This window comes from Streptomyces sp. NPDC107765, assembly GCF_055657085.1.
Map to the genome: position 1 here is coordinate 98305 of NZ_JBVKBL010000018.1, position 20007 is coordinate 118311.

16 protein-coding genes and 3 pseudogenes are annotated in these 20007 nt (G+C 67.8%); 10 read left to right on the forward strand and 9 right to left on the reverse strand.

The features are described 5' to 3' along the window. Nucleotides 1-83: 83 nt before the first annotated feature. The gene (locus ACZ7MX_RS33475) at nucleotides 84-401 is read left to right on the forward strand and encodes a hypothetical protein (RefSeq protein WP_472137657.1); all 318 of its coding nucleotides are present in this window, start codon (nucleotides 84-86) and stop codon (nucleotides 399-401) included. Between the two features lie 927 nt (nucleotides 402-1328). Here the strand turns inward: ACZ7MX_RS33475 and ACZ7MX_RS33480 are convergent. After that, nucleotides 1329-2210 (reverse strand): LysR family transcriptional regulator, encoded by an 882-nt coding sequence (locus ACZ7MX_RS33480; RefSeq protein ID WP_472137659.1) that lies wholly within the window; start codon nucleotides 2208-2210, stop codon nucleotides 1329-1331. A 60-nt stretch (nucleotides 2211-2270) separates the two neighbouring features. On the opposite strand from ACZ7MX_RS33480, the gene ACZ7MX_RS33485 reads away from it, so the two are divergent. From ACZ7MX_RS33485 to ACZ7MX_RS33495, 3 genes are all read left to right on the forward strand, one after another. Further along, nucleotides 2271-2636, forward strand: coding sequence for a DoxX family protein (locus ACZ7MX_RS33485; protein ID WP_472137661.1), 366 nt, complete (start codon nucleotides 2271-2273; stop codon nucleotides 2634-2636). Between the two features lie 376 nt (nucleotides 2637-3012). Next, nucleotides 3013-3792: a hypothetical protein gene (locus tag ACZ7MX_RS33490; protein ID WP_472137663.1), complete on the forward strand. Its 780-nt coding sequence runs from the start codon at nucleotides 3013-3015 to the stop codon at nucleotides 3790-3792. Next, complete coding sequence (locus ACZ7MX_RS33495; protein ID WP_472137665.1) at nucleotides 3785-4270, forward strand: GntR family transcriptional regulator; 486 nt, start codon at nucleotides 3785-3787, stop codon at nucleotides 4268-4270. Before ACZ7MX_RS33490 ends, ACZ7MX_RS33495 begins: the two co-directional genes overlap by 8 nt. Before the next feature lie 481 nt (nucleotides 4271-4751). Here the strand turns inward: ACZ7MX_RS33495 and ACZ7MX_RS33500 are convergent, their stop codons facing one another. Further along, complete coding sequence (locus tag ACZ7MX_RS33500; protein ID WP_472137667.1) at nucleotides 4752-5186, reverse strand: hypothetical protein; 435 nt, start codon at nucleotides 5184-5186, stop codon at nucleotides 4752-4754. A gap of 323 nt (nucleotides 5187-5509) precedes the next feature. Here ACZ7MX_RS33500 and ACZ7MX_RS33505 point away from each other — a divergent pair, with 323 nt between their 5' ends. Beyond that, nucleotides 5510-5737 carry a hypothetical protein gene (locus tag ACZ7MX_RS33505; protein WP_472137669.1) on the forward strand — a complete coding sequence of 76 codons (228 nt, stop codon included), beginning with the start codon at nucleotides 5510-5512 and terminating at the stop codon, nucleotides 5735-5737. 112 nt (nucleotides 5738-5849) lie between these two features. Here the strand turns inward: ACZ7MX_RS33505 and ACZ7MX_RS33510 are convergent, their stop codons facing one another. The 5 genes and pseudogenes from ACZ7MX_RS33510 to ACZ7MX_RS33530 all read right to left on the reverse strand — a co-directional run. Continuing rightward, entirely contained in the window at nucleotides 5850-6398 is a 549-nt protein-coding gene (locus ACZ7MX_RS33510; RefSeq protein ID WP_472137671.1) for a hypothetical protein, read from the reverse strand. Nucleotides 6399-6967: 569 nt separating this feature from the next. Beyond that, entirely contained in the window at nucleotides 6968-8545 is a 1578-nt protein-coding gene (locus tag ACZ7MX_RS33515; RefSeq protein ID WP_472137673.1) for a serine/threonine-protein kinase, read from the reverse strand. Between the two features lie 1052 nt (nucleotides 8546-9597). Further along, entirely contained in the window at nucleotides 9598-11454 is a 1857-nt protein-coding gene (murJ, locus tag ACZ7MX_RS33520) for a murein biosynthesis integral membrane protein MurJ (protein WP_472137675.1), read from the reverse strand. Between the two features lie 233 nt (nucleotides 11455-11687). After that, a complete protein-coding gene (locus tag ACZ7MX_RS33525; RefSeq protein WP_472137743.1) occupies nucleotides 11688-12302 on the reverse strand; it encodes a recombinase family protein in 615 nt (204 codons plus the stop codon). After that, nucleotides 12226-12384: pseudogene (locus tag ACZ7MX_RS33530) on the reverse strand (hypothetical protein); the annotation flags it as partial. The pseudogene ACZ7MX_RS33530 and the gene ACZ7MX_RS33525, both read right to left, overlap by 77 nt. Before the next feature lie 133 nt (nucleotides 12385-12517). On the opposite strand from ACZ7MX_RS33530, the gene ACZ7MX_RS33535 reads away from it, so the two are divergent. The 3 genes from ACZ7MX_RS33535 to ACZ7MX_RS33545 all read left to right on the forward strand — a co-directional run bounded on the left by ACZ7MX_RS33535 (nucleotide 12518) and on the right by ACZ7MX_RS33545 (nucleotide 14722). Then, nucleotides 12518-13258 carry a class I SAM-dependent methyltransferase gene (locus ACZ7MX_RS33535; RefSeq protein ID WP_472137677.1) on the forward strand — a complete coding sequence of 247 codons (741 nt, stop codon included), beginning with the start codon at nucleotides 12518-12520 and terminating at the stop codon, nucleotides 13256-13258. Nucleotides 13259-13312: 54 nt separating this feature from the next. Further along, nucleotides 13313-14215 (forward strand): aminoglycoside phosphotransferase family protein, encoded by a 903-nt coding sequence (locus tag ACZ7MX_RS33540; RefSeq protein WP_472137679.1) that lies wholly within the window; start codon nucleotides 13313-13315, stop codon nucleotides 14213-14215. 102 nt (nucleotides 14216-14317) lie between these two features. Beyond that, nucleotides 14318-14722: a hypothetical protein gene (locus ACZ7MX_RS33545; RefSeq protein ID WP_472137681.1), complete on the forward strand. Its 405-nt coding sequence runs from the start codon at nucleotides 14318-14320 to the stop codon at nucleotides 14720-14722. 59 nt (nucleotides 14723-14781) lie between these two features. On the opposite strand, the pseudogene ACZ7MX_RS33550 reads toward ACZ7MX_RS33545, so the two are convergent. After that, a pseudogene (locus tag ACZ7MX_RS33550) lies at nucleotides 14782-15447 on the reverse strand (IS5 family transposase); the annotation flags it as partial. A gap of 669 nt (nucleotides 15448-16116) precedes the next feature. Between ACZ7MX_RS33550 and ACZ7MX_RS33555 the strand changes: the two are divergent. Together ACZ7MX_RS33555 and ACZ7MX_RS33560 are read left to right on the forward strand one after the other, a co-directional pair. Further along, on the forward strand, nucleotides 16117-18663 hold the full coding sequence (locus ACZ7MX_RS33555; protein WP_472137745.1) for a DNA/RNA non-specific endonuclease: 2547 nt from the start codon (nucleotides 16117-16119) through the stop codon (nucleotides 18661-18663). A 6-nt stretch (nucleotides 18664-18669) separates the two neighbouring features. Beyond that, nucleotides 18670-19194, forward strand: a complete 525-nt coding sequence (locus ACZ7MX_RS33560) for an Lsr2 family DNA-binding protein (RefSeq protein WP_472137683.1) — start codon at nucleotides 18670-18672, stop codon at nucleotides 19192-19194. Nucleotides 19195-19886: 692 nt separating this feature from the next. On the opposite strand, the pseudogene ACZ7MX_RS33565 reads toward ACZ7MX_RS33560, so the two are convergent. Beyond that, nucleotides 19887-19958: pseudogene (locus ACZ7MX_RS33565) on the reverse strand. Nucleotides 19959-20007 lie beyond the last annotated feature (49 nt).

Sequence of the window (20007 nt, forward strand, 5' to 3'; positions counted from 1 at the left end):
CCTCCGTCGGGCTCCATGAATACGTACGGAGGAACCAGCATCGCTACTTCCGCAGCGGGTCATACAACGCCGCGGAGACGGCGATGTTGATCGCCACGGAGGCAGTGCTGTGCGGCGCATCCGACGTCCGCATCACGAATAGGGACGGTTGGATCAACGTATCTGCGGATCTCGATTGGCTCGCAGAATTCGGAGAAGCCGTTTTCAGTCAAATGATGCCATTTCCTCTTGGAGGCCCCAATGGCATCACAGCAGAAATCTTTCCGGTAATTTTTGCCCGCGCAGTTGTGACAACGGCATCCGGGGAGACAAGGGTAGTGAAGGGTGAATCGCATGGTCCCCTCATCGGTGACCACGCCGAATGGGCTCGCTCGGTGGCCTTCGAAGTAGCCCTCGAGTAGTTCTCACTGAGGCCCCGTCAGGTACGTCACGACGGGGCCTCAGCGTTCATCCTCCGGGCCGGCTTACCCCTGACGCGGACCTCGGAGGCGGGATGACCGCCACGCTGTACGTTGGCGTCAGGGGGCGGGGGCGCACGGCAGGTATCCTCCCCGCAGTTCGCGCCTACAGAAGCCCCAGGCCGCCGCTCCGCAACCCCCGTCCAACCGGGCGCAGGAAACTCCGGTCTCCGAGCGAAAACCAAGCCCTCCCCCACAGCCTCGCGTGACGTTCGCGGAGCAGCTGCTGCAAGAGCTCGCGGAGGACGGCGGCCGGCTCGTCAAGAACGGCAGCGGTCCGAACTCCGAGAACTAGCCGTCCCGCGTCGCCGCAGCACGCAGGTCCTGGAATGATCCCGGAGACGAAGGAGCTCTACGGGGGGTTGGTGCCGTGGCGGGTACGGGATCAAGCTCGTCGACATCCCCGACTGGCGCCTTGCCGTCCTCGAACCCGTACCCGTACCCGTGCCCTCGCGGCTCGCCCGGCCGCATGCCGAGGCCCCGGCCACGCAGAACGAACGTCAGCCACTGGCCCTGACGAAGCCCTACAAGGGCGTGCTCTCCGACTCACCCAGGCGCTGATCACTGCTGCCGCAACCGAAGGCCAATCCAATGCGGCAGGACAGGCTTCGCGCCCCTGTCTCATCGCCGCCGCAGGGCAAATCCCCACTTCACCATCACTGCACAGGGCCAGACCGTGGGGTTCCTCGTCCTCCAGGAACATTGAGTGCCATCAGGTCGGTGCGGTCGGCGGTCATGGCCTGTGCGCACCCAGCCGAGGCGGTCGCCGCGGGTGGGTGACCTCGTGGTGGGCGAGCCGTTCAACGCGGCCGCCGTCGGCAGTAGTGCCGATACGGCCGGGTAGCCCCGGCGGTCTGCCGACCGCCGTCGTCAACTCCGGCTCAGCCGCCGCACGATGGCCTCCAGCAGCTCATCCAGCGCCGCCTCGTGCGTCCGTCCCCGAGGCTGGACCAGCCCAACCCGGCTCGGTGAGACCCCGCGGACTGGACGGAACACCACGTCCGGGTGGGAGTAGAAACGGACCGCCGACGCCGGGGCCAGCGCCACGCAGCCGCCAGCCACCGCTCCGAGCCACTCGTCGGGACGGCTGGTGACGGCGCCTACCCGGACGGGGTGCCCGTCTCGCTCCTCCACCGCCAGCCAGTGATCCCTCCAGGTTCCGGTCTCGGCTCCGGACGCGACGAACAGCTCGTCCCACAGCTCCCAGAACTCCACCGTCTCGCTGTTCGCCAGCGGATGCCGAGCCGGTAGCAGCACCCCACGGTCCTCAATAAACAATTCCCGCACCGTCAACCTCTCCTGCCCCGGAAACGGCAAACGCACCACTGCTGCATCCACCTCACCCCGGGCCAGGTCGGCACCCGGGTCCGACCAGTCGAACTGCCGCAGTTCCACCCGCCACTCCGGCTGCGCCTTGCGGAACGCGGCGATGACCTCGGGGACGGCACCCACTGCGCCCGCGTCCAGGAAGCCCAGGCGCAGCACCCGCGCCGCTTGGCCCGTTGCCTGCACCGCCTGATCCCAGCTGTCCAGCAGTGCGGACACCCGCGAGGCGAGCTCACGACCAGCCTCGGTCAGCGCCATCCCCGACCGCGAACGTGCGAAGAGCCGTACTCCGATCTCTTCCTCCAGGCGCCGGATCTGCTTGGTCAGCGCAGGCTGCGAGACGAACAGCCTCTTCGCTGCCGCGGTCAGGCTGCCCTCATCCGCCACTGCGGCGAAGTACCGAAGCAGGCGCGTGTCCACATCCATGCCGCCAGGTTATAGAAGCAGGTATTGGAAGGTGCCGCAGTGCCCGCGGATCCTGAAGGCATGACCGGTACCCAGCTCGCTCTTCTCGTTGTCACCCTGCTCACCGTCGCCATCAACGCCGGTATCGCCGCCGCCGACCTCGCCGGGGCGCGCTTCGTGCTGGCCAACTCGGCGGAGGCGGGTGTCCCCCGATCCTGGCTGCGCCGGCTGGCCGCCCTCAAGCTGGCTGGCGCAGCGGGCCCCCTCCTCGGCCTCGTCGACGCCGCACTGCGCCCCCTCGCCGTCGCTGCGGCCGGCGGTCTCGCCCTGCTCTATCTGGGCGCGCTCGCCTTCCATCTGCGCGCCCGCGTGCTCTACAACCTCACGTTCCCCGGTTTCTACTTCGCCACCGCCGTCGCCTCGCTGGCCTTGACGGTGTCCTCTTGATGGCGGCACCACTCAATGTTCGATGAGAACACTCAACTTTCGCTGCGACAGGTCAGCGAGCTTGCGGGCGTGGGCAGCGGTGTCCTTGTGTCCCGTCTCCGTCGACATGGCCTGCGCCTTAAGTGGTCTGGTCCGATTCGCCTCTGGTCTCAGGCGATCTGGTACGACGCGCGGGAAGCGGTCATGCACACAACGTGGATCAGCACACCCGGCTCAGGGGGCACCCCTGAGCCCGGAGGGCGTTGCGCCGGAGGCAACCTCTTGTGCCAGAAGGTGTCTCCCTTTACATCGCCTTGTATCGAGCATTTGACACAAGATCCCGACCAGGGCATCTTGTACCCACCGCTTGATACATGATGATCTGGGGGATCTCCATATGCTCGACACCGTCCCGCTCCAGTCCCGGTTCCTCGAGCACGCCGACCACTACGCCCGCTGGTCCGGTCTGGCCATCGGCATCGTGGCCGCACAGCAGTTGGTCACGATGGACAGCGGCGACATCGCGATGCCCTTCGTGTTCGCCATCACCGCTTTCGGCCTGTGCGCGGTGGGCGGTGTCCTGCTCGGCGACGCCCTGACCCTGCGTCCCCAGGAAGCCGTACGCACCGCGAGCCTCGCCCCGCGCCTGGTCCGAGCCCACGTGCCGCCCCGTATGGCGCCCCTGCTTCTTCTCCAGGCGGCCTCCCTCGCCACTCTGCTGGTGATCGGTGCGGTCACGGCCTCGTCCGACCCCGCGGGGCGCGTCATCATTGTCACCTGCGAAGGGATGCCCGCTTCCCTCGGCCCCTGGCCGGGCCTGTACTACGGTGGCCCGATGTTCGCCGCCCTCGCGGTCGGAACCCCCGCCTGCGTCTGGGCCCTGCGCCGTATCGCCCACGGCCCGGGCGACGACCAGCAGCGCCGCAACCGCGCGTGGGCGATCACCGGAGCCTGGGGACTACTGGTGTCGAGCCAGGTCCTGCTCGTCGTTCTGATGATCTTCGTCGCGCTCACGGAGAATGCCTGCGCCGGCCCGCTGGGCGCCGCCACCATCGTGGTGACTTGCCCCCTGGGCCTGCTGAGCCTGTTCACCTTCGGATGGTCCCTGATCACCGTGGTGGCACCCCGGGCGGTCAATGACGAGGCAGCCGACGATGGGACTTTCGACGATGAGTGACCCCGCCGTCCGCGTCGACACCACTAGCCAGGTAGCGCCGTACGAGCAGATCCGCGCCCAGCTGGCCGCGCTGATTCGCACCGGCCGGCTGGCCGAGGGCGAGCGCCTGCCGACCGTGCGCCAGCTCGCTGCCGACCTCGGTCTGGCGCCGGGCACCGTTGCCCGCGCCTACCGCGAGCTGGAGGCCGCCGAGCTGATCCGCACCCGCCGTGGCGCGGGCACCCGGGTCGCGGCGCTCCCGTCGGAGCCGCACGCGCACGATGCCGACCAACTCACCACTCTGGCCCGGGACTTCACCTCCGCCGCCCGAGCGCTGGGCGCCGACACCGAGGACATCCTGACCGCCGTCCGCGACGCCCTGGACCCGGGGCCCGCCTCCTCTTCGGCCACCGCCGACAGCGGAGCGGGTGGCCCCAAGACGGCCGAGGAATCCGCGCAAGTCACCGGCGTGAGGAACAGGCTTGAGCAGCAGACGTAAGTACCAGACGTAACAGGCACGGGTAACAGCGGGTGATGAGCCACTGTTACGCCACGGCGCGGCCACTGAACAGCAGAGCCGGACCAGATCAATTGAGACGGCATCCGGCATCCACCCGCCCAGGACCACACCACCCGCGATTCCTGGCAGGCCCACGTCTCAACTGAACTGGTCGCCGCAGGTCAGGGGGCCGACTCGAAACCAGATCATTTAAGACGGGACAACGGGCGCGCGCCCAACCTCACAGTCTCACACCCTCACAGCTCAACCCGTCTACCTGGCAAATCGCCCTGTGAGCCTTACAGACCTCATGGGCTGGGGCTGACGTGACACCAGGTGCGTGACACCGGCCCGGGGCGCGAGCCGGGGCCGGGCCCCGTGTTCTCCGGTGATCCGATGCGCGAACCAGCCTGGTGGGCCGCACGGTGCGGGCACCGACTTGCCAGACCCCGCCCGCGGGGCCCGGATATGGGGTGGGCGGTTAGCGGCGACGTCGCCCGTGGCCGGGCAGGCCGGCGGGGATGGCGTACACGCTGGAACCGCCGCTGCGGGTGGCCGGCTCCGCCCGCCATCCTTGCGTCGGCGCGGGTGGCACCATGCGCAGCAGCCCATCCACGACGGGACAGGGAGTGGACGGAGTCCCTATCGGCTCTCCGGACAGCGGGCACCGCTCCCCCTCCGGCATGGAGTGCTGGGCGAGAGTGTTCTTGTGGGTGACCCGGGCCCAGGTGTCGCAGGCGCACTCGTAGCTGTTCGTCAGCTCTTTGCCTGCCACGACCACTTCCCCGGACTTCGGGCAGATGCCGGGGCGCCCTGGCGCGGGGTGCTCGTAGAGGTGCCCGCTGCGCAGGCTCGCCTTTGTCGGGGTGCCGCACTCGGGGCAGACGATCAGCTTCGTTGGTGCAAGAACGCGCATGTCGTCACCCTTCACTCGGCCTGCCCCGCTATCTCGGTCAACTCGCTGCATGCAGGGGCCGTTTGGTTCTCCCCTGCCCGCCTGCCGCCCACACCTGAGTACACGCGCGCCCCGTGCCCCTCGCGGTTTCACTCGCGCCACGGTTCCCGGCACACTCCAGCCACCAGCGTGCAGACGAGGAGACGTGCGATGCCGAAGAAGACTGGCGCCGAGAACCCGTACGGCTACGACCCCGAGACCAACACCGTCCGGGTCGGGCAACGCGACTACTGCTGATGTTCCGATCGCTGGTTCGCGAACAGGGACCTGGCAGCTGGGACCACATGAGGGACTACGACCTGTCCTTCGAGCGGCTGGCAGATGCTGTGGAAGCCGCCGCTGAGGCCCGGCAGGGTGCCCGCTGGGAGGGCCCTGACCTCCGGATGCGCTGCACCACCACCGAGGTCGTCTACAACTGGCCGGACGGTGCGCCCTACGATGGTGGGACGCCGGTCACCTGGAAGGGGCCGGGCTACGGCTCGCACGCTTGCGACGATGACGCCAGGCGCTGATCCCCGAGGGCAGCCCCGGATCCTGCAGCAGCAACCGGATCAGCACCCCGTGGTCCTCGGGCTGGAGACCGGGCTCGTGAGCCAGCGCGTCCGGGCCCGGGGCCCTCGGCGTCTACAGGGCGCGCAGCAGGAACTGGGTGGTGGTGTAGCTGGCGCCGCCGGAGCAGGTGTAGCTCTGCTGGGTGGCCGTGTACGTGAACCCGGACGGCACGGAGCAGGCCCACATGCCGGTCACAGGCTTGTAGAGCAGGTACTGGTTGGTCGTGTAGCTCCCGCCGCCGGAGCACGTCTGGCTGCTCATGACCCCGGTGTGGGTGTAGCCGGGCATGGTGGTGCAGGCCCAGAGGCCGTCCGCGGGCGGCTGGACGTAGAACTCGGTGGTCCGGTAGCTGCTGCCTCCGGAGCAGGTGTAGGAGCTGCGGGACGAGGTGTACGTGTAGCCGGACGGGACGGAGCAGGCCCAGAAGCCTGAGGTGGCCCCGGTGGCCCCGGTGGCCGCTGTGGTCCCGGCTTTGGGGGCTTGGGCGATGGTCCCGGCTTCGGTGACCGGGGCGGCGGCGGCCGGGGCGGTCGCCGTGGTGAGGGCCGTGGCGAGGGCGAGGGCGGCCGTCGCCGTGCCGGCGAGCAGCGTGCGGGGCACACGGAAGGTCGTACGCGGCATGGCGGGCACTCCTGGTCGGTTCGTCCATCGGGCAGAGTCAACGGGTGGGGGCCGGCCAGGAGGTCTGGCCCGTTCCCCGGCCGCCGCAGGGCGCGCGCCGGAAGCGTGTCAGGGGCACGGGCGCCCGGCAAGGCTGGTGCCGCGCGGTCCGCTGTCTTCCGGACGCCACCGGCACCCCGGCCGACCTGCGGGCTGACCGGGGCGCACCGCGCTGCCAGGGCGTTCGGTGCGGGTGGAACGGCGGGGTCCGCCCCCTGGGGCCGTACGGGTCAGCCGGCCGGGGCGTTTAAGTGGGCCTCCGGGTTGGCCGCCGTCGGGCCATCGAGGAGCGGTGGCCCCAACTCCCCGTTCCGCCTCCAATACCTTGAGCCCTGCGCCGAAGTGCGACGATGTCCGGCACTCTCGCGCGTACTGGGCGCGCCTCACTCGATGTCCCGGACCGCACCTTTGTGCGCGCCGCCCCTTGACCAGGTTCGGTCCGGCTCGCATTCCCCTGGTCACTGTCGCCCAGGGCCCCTGGCAGAGGTGGTCAACTGGGCCATCCGGCAAATTGCGGCCGCACGTGGCGATCAGCGAGATGAGCGTGGAGAGCCAGTTCTCGTCGTCGTGCTCGGCGGTGTTCGTCCAGACTTCGATGCTGAACCCGCCCGGCGCGTTGTGATCTCGCGCGTGCAGTACAGCGCGATGGCCGACACGCCTATGGCGAGGGGGACCCATTGCGGCTGGACGAAACCGACGTACTGAAACCAGACCCGACTACCCGAGACCAACTGCGTGGATGATCCCAGTACCGCGGCGGCGTTAACGCCGACGAGGGCGTAGCCGATTCCGCGCGTCCGGTGTTCCGTCCGGGGAGTGAGGGCCGCGGCCATTGCCAGGAGGCCCGCGAGCGTGAGCGTGGAGATCCCGCCGGGGGTCAACCAGTAGCCCCAGTCGATGCTGTCGTCCACCGCGGCGGACGCGACCACCGTGGCGTAGGCGCAGAAAAGGAGCGCCGGTGGGAGAACCCGGAGCGGCAGGGCCACGCGTGCCTGCCAACGGGGTCTTGCCTGCACGGCGAACCATACGATCAGCCCCACAGTGGCGATGGCGACTGCGCCAGCGCCGCTGGCTACGTCGTGACCGTCATCGGCTCCGTCGATATTGGCCGCGGTCACCGTGGCGGCCACCAGCGTGATGAGGAACCAGACCGCGATCGCGATCCAGGACTGCAGCGAAACGGGCTTCCGGGGAGAGGGGCCACCGGGGGACGACGACGGCCAAGCCTCTGTCAGCGGTGCGGTGGCCGCCGGCACGGGCTCGGGCGCGTCCGCAAGCCTCCGCAGGGCCTGGGCGGCGTCGGCGGTGCTCGCGTACCGCTCTGTGGGATCCTTGCGCAAAAGTCTGAGCAGGACAGCGTCCCAGGCCTCTGGCACACCCGCGGCCACGGAACTGGGCGCGGGTGGCTGCTGGCTCAGATGCGCCGTCAGGTAGCCGACGCTGTCCGGTGCTTGGAATGGCAACCTGCCGGTGACCAGCTCGAAGAGCAGGCAGCCCAGAGCGTACAGATCGCTCCTCGGTTCCGGGTGGCCGCGCGCCTGCTCCGGGGCCATGTACGGGGGCGTGCCCACGATGAATCCGGTCTGGGTCAGCCGGTCAGCAGTCGCGTAGGGATCGGCGGCGCGTGCGACACCGAAGTCGAGGACCTTCACCGTTCCGGAAGGTGTGACGAGGATGTTGGACGGCTTGATGTCTCGGTGCATGATGCCGTGAGCGTGCGCGTCACCCAATGCGTCACATATCTGAGCGCCCCACCGGGCCGCCTCGGCCAGGTCGACGGAGCCTTCGCGGAGCTTGACGTCGAGTCCTTCGCCCCGCACCAACTCCATGACCAGAAAGGGCACGGTGCCTCTCTGCGTATCGCTCTCGCCGAGATCGTGGACGGACACGATGTACGGATGCTGGAGCCGGGCGGTGATCCGTGCTTCGCGCAGGAAACGGGCGCGGGCCTCATCCCCACGGCTTTCCCTGCCGGCGAGAAGGGAGATCACTTTGACAGCCACCTGCCGGTCCAGCGTCTCGTCCCGCGCCTCCCAGACCTCGCCCATGCCGCCCTCGCCGAGCTGCCGGACCAACCGGTAACGGCCTCCCAGAAGCTGGCCCTCCACCGCGTCCTCCCCGTCGTGGACTCGCCTGTGCGCCGTCGCCCGAGACCCTCGATCATGGCACGCGGCGCAGAGCGCCACTCGCAACATCTGCGATTCAGAAGGCGTTATCAGGCGATGACTCCTGTTTGGTGCCGCTCGGACGAGGCTCACGCGCCTGGCCAGCCGTGGGCCTCTTCGAGGCCGAGCCCCAGACGCAGGTCACCCACAGCGAGACCCAATGCACCCGTGCCTCCCAAGCCATCGACACCGGATGCTCTGGTCGCCAACTCACGCGCTCACTCGCCAAATGAAGCTCTCAGTGTGCGACACGAGGTCGCACCAGGTAAGTAAGGACAGCCGTATGAAGGGAAGTTGAGGAGCTGAACTTCGGGCCAGTGTCCAGGGCCCGTCCCCGCACTCCCATGCGTCGCTGGTAACGGCGGGGTGTGAAGCGGAGCGTTCAAGCCCAAGGGCGTCTCGGCCATCGAGGTGCAACAGGTGAGGGGAAGGCTGGACGGGCGAACGTAAGTGAACCCCTGATGATGCCTCGTGACTTTAAGACCGCGTCGATGGCGTATTGGCGGCGGTCGCAGGACCCGGTGCTGGAAGGCGCCAAGCGACCTTCGGGTAACTGAGCCCGAGGGGAGGACACCGCTGGTCCCGGGGTAGAGGGGGCGCCCACCCCAGCCGCGTCCTACTGGTGCGGAACGTGGAAACCCCGACGGGGTCCAAGCCTCAGCTTGGTAGGCCGACCGCAAGGGAGGCTGAAGTCCCCGGCGGGAGAAGGAAGATCCAAGAAGCGAAGGCCGGCAGGCCGAAAGGCCAGAGGAAACTGGGAGATCGGGACCTTCACCCACTCTCGCACAACTCGCCGGATACGGGCCCTGTGGCCCGGCCCGAAAGGGCGCCCACGTGGCTCAGGTGAGCCTTTGAAGTCACCACTGCAAGGAAGCCGGAACCGAGGGACAAGAGCCCACTCCGCCAGTAAACTACGCAAACACCTCTTGGGTCGAATACCTCGCAGCACGCCCCGAGGCCCTGAGACTGCAGCTGGGCGCAGACGCCGATACCTTTCAGCGTCCGAGTCGCCCACGAACCATGGCCAACATGGCACCGAACTCGTGGATCCTCAGAAGACGGGCGAGGCCCACGAACACACTGAGCAGGACGGCTGCGCCGACAAGCAGGGCAGCGAGTGACCCCAGGGCATTTGTGCCCAAGCCTTCGAGCATCGCCCAGGACACGCCTCCGGCGGCCAGCGCGGCCGGGGCGGCCGCGCTCGTCAGCCGCGCGTAGGTGCGCAGGATGCGTGGGCCGTCCAGATCGCCGCCCAGTTGTCTGCGCAGGCGGCGCCAGGCGACTGCGCTGCCGATGGTGACGGCCAGCCCGTAGGAGGCGGCCATACCGGCGACGGCCCAGCGTGGGGGAAGAAGAACGAAGCACAGCCCGGAGGCAGAAGCATTCACCAGGGCGACGACGAGGGTGTTGTAGAAGGGTGTGCGGGTGTCCTCGTAGGCGTAGAAGCCGCGCAGGATGACGTACTGCGCCGAGTAGGGAATGAGGCCCAGACCGAAGGCCATGAGGACGTAGCCGATGCCCTGGGCGCCTTCAGTGCCGGAGCCTGCGTAGAGCAGAGCGGCCATCGGTACACCCAGAGCCAGGAAGGCGAAAGCGCAGGGGACAATGGCCACGGCCGAGGTCCGCAGGCCGTAAGAGAGGTCGTCGCGAACGGCTGCGATGTCACCGTCCTGGGCCGCATGGGAGATCCGCGGAAGCACTGCGGTCATGACCGAGACGGTGATGATCGCCTGCGGCATCTGCCACATCTGGTAGGCGAAGTTGTAGGCGGCGATGCCGGAACCGCTGTGTCCGGTCCGTTCGGCTGCGGCACCCGCTTTGGTGGCGAGCTGCGTGACGACAACCATGCCGATCTGGTTGGCGAGCACGAACAGGAGCGTCCACTTGGCCAGGCCCATTGCCTTGCCCAGGCCGTGGCCCCGGAAGTCGAAGCGCGGACGGAGGGTGACGCCGGCGTCGCGTACGTACGGGAGCATGGCCAGCGCCTGAACTACCAGCCCGAGCAAGGTGCCGATGCCGAGGAGCTGGACTCCTTCAGGGGTGATGGTGGCAGGGCTGATGCCGGAGTCGGTGAAGCCACCGAAGGCCCAGATGAACACTGCGAAGGTAGCGACGATCACGATGTTGTTGAGGACAGGGGTCCACATCATCGCGCCGAAGCGGCCGCGGGCGTTGAGCACCTGCCCGAGTACGACATGCACTCCCATGAAGAACATGGTGGGCAGGCAGTAGCGGGCGAAGGCCACGGTGATGGCCATACGCCGTGGGTCGGAGGCGATGTCCGGCGACATCATGTGAACCAGCAGCGGAGCGGCCAGTACGCCGATCGCGGTGGTGCCGGCAAGGGCCACCGTGACCAGGGTGAGCAGCCGGTTGGCGTACGCCTCGCCACCGTCATCGTCGTTCTTCATGGCGCGTACGAGTTGGGGCACGAACACCGCGTTGAGCGCACCGCCACCGACCAGGATGTAGATCATCGTCGGGAGGACATTGGCGACCTGGTAGGAGTCGTTGAGCGTACCGACACCGATCGCGGTCGCCATGACGAGCGTGCGCAGAAAACCGGTGAGCCTGGACACGATGGTGCCCGCCGCCATCAAGGCGCTGGACTTCGCCAGGCTGGAAACGCCACCCCGCGCGGGAACCGTGGGCGGCAACTGATCACCATGGTTGCCGGCACCAGCCTCGCTGCCTACGGAGTGAGAGCGCTGAGATTGCTCCGTGACATCGTGCCCGCTGTGAGGCGATGCTTCGGCAGCATCCTCTGAGACTGCACGCAGCGGGATGGTGTCATCCGTCAGGTGACTCCCTTGCCTTCCCCACAAGTTGTGATGTCCAGGTGGCTCAGCCATGCCTGCCCCTTGTCAGCACAGGCCCCATCGGCCTTCTCCTTGATCGACACGACACTTTCGCATCCGGGCACGGCCTATCGTTCGCAGGGTGCCGCAAACGGGGACCTTTGAGTCATGATCGGCTGAAAGTCTTCTCCGGCCCGAACTGCACGGTATCCAGAACGGTCTTCGCCCCACCGTTCCGGCCGGAGGTGGAAGTTCGGCCTTGAGGACCAATAGAACAACCAGTAACGCTAAGCGTGGTCACCGCTCCGTAACTTCGAGCTGATGAGCGACCGTGCTGACGCGCAGTTCGCGGAGGTCGGGGAGTGGTTGCAGAGAGTGCCCGGGGAGACGCCGAGGAGCTTGGCGATCGAGGTGATGGAGCGGCCGGGGGCGGGCAGGAGGTCGTGGGCAGCGCAGATGACTTCTTCGGTGGCAACGGTGGGCGTCCGCCGACCCGGCCGCGGGCGCGAGCGGCGGCCAAGCCCCGCGGGTTCCCTGGACGATGAGTTCGCGGAAAAACTCCGCCAGGGCGACGAAGACGTGGAAGACGAGTCGGCCGCCGGGGTGGTGGTGTCGAGGTTCTCGTGGAGCGAGGTGAAGCCGATGCCGCGCTCGCGCAGTTCGGCGACCATGGTGATGAGGTCCTGGAGGCTGCGGCCGTAGCGGTCCAGGCTCGGGACGACGAGGGTGTCGCCGGCGTCGAGGAAGGCGTGGCACGCCCTTCCGTTCCGGCCGGAGGGCCGTCTTGCCGGACCTCTTGTCCGCGAAGATCTTCCGGCACCCGGCGGCGGTGAGGGCGTCGATCTGCCGTTCGAGCTTCTGGCCGCTTCCCGATACCCGGGGGTACGCGATCTTGATCTCAGTGCGGACCAGCGGCTCGGTGACGAGGAGTCGGGTTTTTGAAGGCTCTGCGGGGTGTGTGGGCGCTCGCTCCGTGAGCTTCAGAAAACGATCGTTTCTTGGAGACCGCGTTACTCCGTGACAAGGGTGATGGGGATGATCTCTCGCAGCGAAGGTCGAGTGGCTATCGGGACGTGGAGGCCTGTCCGGCGGATCACGTGACTACTAGGCTGCGACGATGCAGTCAACAGATCGGGACCAGGCGAACGACTACGACAGCTTCGCCGCAACCTATTCCGCGGAGAACGAGAACAGCCTCGTAAGCGCGTACTACGAGCGGCCCGCAATGTTGGCCTTAGCCGGAGACGTGACTGGCCGTCGGATCTTGGACGCCGGCTGCGGCTCAGGCCCCCTGTCCTCTGCACTACGCGACCGCGGTGCCGTTGTCACCGGCATCGACGCCAGCGCCGGGATGCTGGCGCTGGCGAGGCGGCGGCTCGGCGACGATGTAGCGCTCCACGTGGTCGACCTGCGCGACCCTCTGCCGTTCGACGACGGGACGTTCGACGACGTGGTCGCGTCGCTGGTGCTGCACTACCTGGAAGACTGGGGGCCGACGCTGGCCGAGTTGCGGCGGGTACTCCGGCCCGGCGGCCGGCTGATCGCATCGGTAAGCCACCCTTTCACGGCCTACGCGCACCGGGAACCCCAACCCGACTACCACGCCACCACCAGCTATACCTTCGACTGGACTCTCAACGGGCACTCCGTCCCGATGGAGTTGTGGCGCAGGCCGTTGCACGCGATGACCGATGCCTTCACCACTGCTGGCTTCCGCCTTTCCGTCATCAGCGAGCCGCAGCCCGAACCGGCCGCCCGCGAACTGTTCCCGGACGGCTTCCAGGACCTGTCGACCAACCCCAACTGCCTGTTCTTCGTCGTCGAGGCACCGCCGTCTGCCACCGCCTCAGGAAGCTAGCCAGCCGCGGATCACGAGCGAAGCCAAAATCCTGCCCCAGTAGTGTGGCTTCGCATGACCGACTCCGAGATCGAGATCACCGCAGACCTGGTCCATGACCTGCTGCAAGAGCAACATCCGGACCTCGCAGGACTGACCATCCGCGAAATAGCGGGTGGGTGGGGCAACCAAATGTGGCGCCTTGGGGACGACCTGGCTGTGCGCATGCCACGTACAGAAGGTGCCCCGGACCTCCTGCGCAAGGAGTGCCGGTGGCTGCCCGTCCTGGCCCCGCGCCTGCCGCTCCCGGTCCCGAACCCCGTACGGATCGGTGAGCCGTCCGCGCGCTTCCCCAAGCCCTGGACCATCATGACGTGGGTCCCCGGCGAGCCACTGGACTACACCTCCATCAGCCGCAGCGACCACGCGGCCGAGACGTTGGCGGCCTTCCTCACCGCGCTCCACGTGGAGGCACCTGAAGACGCGCCGATCAGTGAGGACCGCGGCGACCACCCCAAGAAGTGCACGGACGGGTTCGACTCCTTCTTCCACGCCGTCGTCCCCGACGACGTCGCCGACGATGTCCGGGCCGTCTGGGACGACGCCGTCGCGGCGCCCGAGTGGGGCGGCCCGCCGCTGTGGGCGCATGGCGACCTTCATCCCGCGAACGTCGTCGTCTCGGACGGGACACTCTCGGGTGTGATCGACTTCGGTGACATGTTCGCCGGCGATCCGGCGTGGGACCTCGCCGCCGCTTGGGTCATCCTTCCCGCGGGCGCCGCAGCACGCTTCTTCGACATATACGCGCAGGCAGACGAGGCGACGATTCGGCGCGCCCGCGGGCTGGCTGCCCTGAAGAGCCTGTTCCTCATGCTGATGGGCCAGAACGGAGACCGGGGCCTTCCTGGCGGTAAGCCGACATGGGGACCCGCAGGCCGGGCAGCACTTGATCGTGTTGTGAGCGACGGTCTGATATAGGCACGGAGCGACTGAGCCTCATCTGATACCTGCTGCCGAAGTTGCCGCGATCTCTGTCCCTACCTCGACGACAGCGCCGCAGCCGAGGCATCACGCCAGCAGGTGGTAGCCAGCAACGGCTACCACCTATACCTGCACAGCCTGCAACCCGACATCAAGGTCGACGTGACCATCCGCATCTGGGATCAGCCACAAGCACCACCCAAGGACTCCGAGGGCTCCACCCCCGTGACCATCGAGTCCGCCACCGCCTGCCTGGTCATCAACCAACTCACCTTCGGGCCCGCAGGAACCATGGATCTCCCCCGCCCTGGGATCTACGAAGGCCACGCCTGGTGGACCGGCCGAAACGCCACACGCGACTACTACAACCGCACCCTGACCGAACACACCGAGCCCGAAAGCCTCAAACGCGCCTGGCAGAACAACCCCACCCCTGAGCGCTACTACCTCGACCTCCACCGCACACACGACGTCCCCCCGGACGACGAAGACAGTGCCTCATAAGCCCAACTGCGCAGTGCGCGCGATGAAGTGGTAAGCCTTGCCTCGGGCCTACTACGACCTCGGGCCACGAGCCATCGTTTGGTCCCCAGCCCGGAGCCGTGCTCAGTGCCGCGCCGGGCGATGACGGGCTTGATGCCCTTCGCCCAGACCTGGCGGCGGTAGCAGTCGTGGTCATAGCCTCGGTCGGCATAGACCTCCTCCGGTCGCTAGCGGGGCCGGCCACGTTTGCCGCGGATGGACGGGATCGCTTCCAACAGCGGCATCAGCTGGGTGACGTCATGACGGTTGCCGCCAGTCAGCGTCACCGCCAGCGGGATGCCGGTGGCGTCGCAGATGACGTGGTGCTGGGAGCCCGGCCGGCCCCAGTCGACCGGGCTCCGTCCGGTTTGGGCCGCCCTTGAGCGCCCGGACGTGGGAGCTGTCGATCACCGCCCGCGACAGGTCCAGGCGGTCGATGGCTCGCACTTCGTCCAGCAGCACCTGAGGCAGCCGCTGCAAGACCCCGGCGTTGTTCCAGTCCCGCAGCCGCCGCCAGCAGGTCATCCCGAGCCGAACCCAAGCTCACCAGGCAGCCACTCCCACTGGATGCCGGTGTAGAGGACGAACAAGATGCCGCACGGGACCTTGCGGTCCTCCAGTGCCTTCTTCCGCCCCGGCCGCCGCCGACCACCAGGTGACTAGGGCAGCAACGGCTCAATTCTTGACGACGACTCAGCGTCAACCAGCCACGGTTGAGGGTTCGGCTTGCCCGTACCCAAGCAACCGACGCATCCGTCCGGAGGGCACGGCTACCAGTGTTGCGTTAGGAGTTCTAAGGCCGAGGGCCCCGAGTTGGTCCTCCATGCCTCACGGTAGAGCTGGCGCATTTCGCCGCGTCGCCCGAAGAAGATCCGGCCGACGAGCCGATGGCGAGCCTCGTGACGTTCAACCGGGCACCGGTCATCGTCTCATGACACTCGTCAAGTCCCTTGCATACAAGGCGTGTTCAGGCTGTATAACGGTCACGCAGGGTGCCGTATCTTTCCAATCGCCGGGACCAGCAGAAGCCACTTGGGGGAGTCGCTGTGGGGGACCAACAAAGGCAGTCGGGATCTGACGACCAGGACGGAACCGACGCACGGTCCGGCCCCGACCAGCCGGTAACCTCGACACCGCTACCCTCGGGCGCCGTCCCGCCGGCACCGAAAGCACCCCCCGTTCCGCCGGGCCCGCCCCCCACCGTGCCGCCCAAGCCCCCGGCGGCGCCTCCCCCGCCGGCCCAACCACCCGCCACACCCCCGCCGCCGACCCAGCCGCCCGCGGTGCCTGCGCCGGTCCAGCCGCCGCGGTCGGCCGGCGCATGGCTCCGACGAGGGCGCGCCCTGCCGGTCCTCGCCATAGGCGTCGCGTTGATCGTGCTCGCGAGCCTGGTGTACGTGCTGTGGCCGAGCGGGTCCGGCTCCCACGAGGAAGCCTCGGCCCCGCATGTGTCGCCGGCCCATCGGGGGGCGGTGGCCGCTCGGGCGCTGAGTGCCCTTCCGGCCGTCAACGTGTCGACGGCCTACGCTCCCGTCGAGCACGCGCCGGTGACCCACGCGGACCTGACGGTGACCGCGTCGGGACAGGCGTCGGGAACCCTGACCGAACCCGTGACCGGCAAGGCCGCCATGGCGTGGTCCGGTGACCGGCTGTATCTGAAGGGGGACTCGGACTTCTGGGCGCAGCAGGACCCGTTGTACGGCAGGGATCTGACCAGCACCGGCCACTGGGTTGCCCCGAAGAAGCGCTCCGGCTACTACATGCTCGACAGGTTCGCCGTGAACGCCGGTTCCCTGACGCCGAAATCACTTGCCGCGGTGGTCACGCAAGTCACCTCCGATCCCGAAGCCGTGGAGCAGACCGCGGGAAAAATCGAGGGGCACAAGGCGGTCTCGTACACGGCGCAGGGCTGGACCGTCGTCCTCACCGCCGATTCGCCCTACACCGTGCTCGCCATCGGCGGCGATCCCAGCCACCAAAGCCCGGTCAAGCCCGCTGCCTGGCACGCGCCACGGCGCACCAGGGGCAACGCGGAGTCGGCCGACTATCGTGCCACGGCCACGCCCGCCGCCTACGGGGACGGTGACTACAGCTCGTACCTCCTGATGGTTCCGAAGCCGGCGACCGCCGAGCAGGCGACTGCGGTCCGTTCGACCGCCACTTCCGCCGCGGCCACCGCTGTCGCACCCGCCACCTCGTCCGAGGTGGTCTCCAAGTCCATGGGGCCCAACTTCACCATCACCAACAACAGCGGGTACCTGTGCACGACCAACCCGTGCTCGTACTCCTTCACGGTCACGAACAGCGGGGACGAGGCGGGCGCGGCCACCCTCTATCTCAGCCTCCCGCGAGTGCCGGACCAGCCCCATCCCCTCGGCACCCTGCAGCCCAAGCAGTCCAAGAGCGTCAGCGGCAGCCGCCCCAACATCGCCGTAGGCACCGGGCGGACCGTGAAGCACACCGACTACGCCTGGGTGTACTCGTCCGCCGAGTACGGATCGGACCCCACGGTGGGCAGCCGTCTGCACGCGCGCAACCTGCGGCCGGGCGACGTCTCGGTCGGCACGCCGCTGAAGCCCACGGTGGCGAAGCTGCTGGACCTGATGACGAAGGACAGGCCGACCAGCGACACGGCGGCCGGTGACAAGGCACTCGATGCGCTCAAGGACGCCAACGACCAGGGCGAGTTGCCCGCTCTGGGGAGGATCGGCGACTCCGGACGCCTGGAGAACCCCGAGGCCCTGCGCGAGAGCCTCCCCTCCACTGACCAAGTCGGCACCACCGAACAAGTCGACAACCAGCGTGTACTGCAGCAGGTCGCGCAGCTGCTGCAGAGCGATCGGCTCGCGAAGGTCACGTGGGCCGGACCGTACAAGGTCGACGGCAAGACCTACCGGGCCGACTACACCTACACGACCACCCGCCAGGGCCAGAAGATCAAGCGGGCCGTGCGGGCGAAGACCGTGCAGAGCACGGGGCAGCTCGGGTCGCAGATGAGCCGCGGCGCCGAGCAGCTCAACGGTGAACAACAGGGCTCGGGGAACGCAAGCAATGACAAGGCACCGCCCGGCTTCGAACGGGTCCTGCAGATCAATCTTGAGCCGGCGGTGGGCCCCCTTTTCGCGCTGGGCACCACGGCTGACCTGGAGAAGCTCCTGTCGTCGGGGCAGCAGTTCCGTCAGGTGGGGGAGAGCCTGTGCGAGCCGAACGGCGGCGGCCCCCGCGTCGACCGCCTCGTCATCGTCAACGAGTCGGGCACTCACCAGTGGACGGACCTTCGCAGGCTCGGCGCGCGGTGCACCGGCACCGGCGCGGCTCCGGCCTCTCCCAGCCCCTCGGGCAGTGGCACACCCGACGCTAGGCAGACCTGCCCGCCGCAGCGTCCGACGAACGGTGTCGTCAAGTCCAGCAGCACAGCCTGGACCTACTACACCCCGACCGGGCCGCACAAGCGTGCCATCGCAACCACCGCGTCTACCTGCCTCGATCCGACCTGGGGCGGCCGCGTCAAGTTCCTCCGGGACGGGCAGGGGCGCCTGCACGAGATGAACGCCACCCTCACCCGAGACATGCTCGATAAGGGAACCGAGGCTAATCAGCGGCTGCGGCCGCCGGGCTTCTCCGGCGGCGCGCACAACCAGGCCCGCGGCCACCTGCTCGCCAACAGGCTAGGAGGCTCCGGCGACACCCTGGATAACCTGTTCACCATCACGCAGAATCCGACCAACAGTCCGAAGATGAGGGACGACGAAGCGAAGATCTACGACGCGGTTGCCGCGGGCGAGAAGGTGACCTACAACGTGTATCTCGAGTACGCGAACAGCAACGCGAAGATCCCGAAGTACATTCAGCTGGACGCCGTAGGAGACCGTGGGTTCAGCCTGGATGTAGTGCTGGAGAATCCCGCCTACAAACAGGAGTAACACCCGGTGACCGACCTTTCCGTCCTCACCCGGCTGTGTCCGCCCCCCACTTCCCCGCCTTCGCCGACCGACTGGCCGAGCGTCGAGGAAGCCCTGGGGCGGGCACTTCCGGCCGACTACAAGCGCCTCACCGATACCTACGGCTCCGGCAGCTTTTGGGACTTCCTACGCATCTTCCGGCCCCACGCCCCCACCGAATGGGTCGACATCACCGGCCCCATGCCCACCGTGATCCGTGGTCAACTGGAGGAGGACCGCGCGCAGCAGAAGAACCCCGTCCCCTACGACCCTCAGCACCTGTTTGCCATGGGCGTTACCGACAACGGCGAATACCTCTTCTGGGTGACCGATCCCGAAGACAGCCCCGACCAGTGGACCATCGCTGTCAACGAAGCTCGCGGCCCCCGCTGGTTCACCTACGACGGAACCCTCACCCAGTTCCTCATCACGCTGCTGGCCAAGACCACCAATGTCCTGATGTTCCCCGACGACCTTCAGACGCTGGCCCCCTTCTTCCAGCCCGACCCCTGAGCGGGTCGGGTGGCTGGGCAGCGGGAATCGTATGAGATAGACGTTTGGAGACCTGGCTCCTCAGCTGCGGACTCTTTGCCGAGCTGTGTCCACATCGTCCGGGTCGACGTCCCACGCCCACTGGCCCATCTCGTCCCAAAACCGGCGCATGCCGGCGACCGGTACCCTGCGCTGCCATGGAGCCTCCACTCTCCCAGCGGGTCGCGCGCGGCTGGGTCGACGGCTCCGGCATCCGCTGCCGCGCGAAGGTCTACTGGGCGGCCCCCGCAATGTCCCTCGGTCGTCGTGGAGCCCGCTCCGCACGCTCCCTGACCCGCGGTGACACTCCCAGCGGTAACGGATTTCACGGGAACTGCCCGCGTTATAGAACCGGAGGCTGTCGCACCGATCGTGAACTGTGGTCAACTCCTGCTCCTGGTCAAGAGACGGCGTGGAAAGCCCGTGGATCAAGCCACGCCGCTGACTCATGCGTCAACCAAACCGTTCTGAGCGGCTCATTTTCGCCTTGCCCGCATGGTCAGGGCGAAAGGTGAAGCCTGCTCGAAACCCACACCTCAAGGTCCAGGGTCCAAACCTCGGGCTCGCCCCAAGCCTCCGGTGCCGGAAGGTCAAGCCGCCGCCGTCGCCGCGACCGGATGCTGTGCTGCTGACACGAAAAAGGTCTCTTCCCCGTACGGGGAAGAGACCTTCGTTGGAGCGCCCGGCAGGCCTTGCACCTGCATCTCCCACCGGTTGGTGGACGTCTTGCCTTGGACCACAGACGCGCTACCCCCGGCCCACGGGCCGAAGTTGCATCAAGATCATACCGGATCG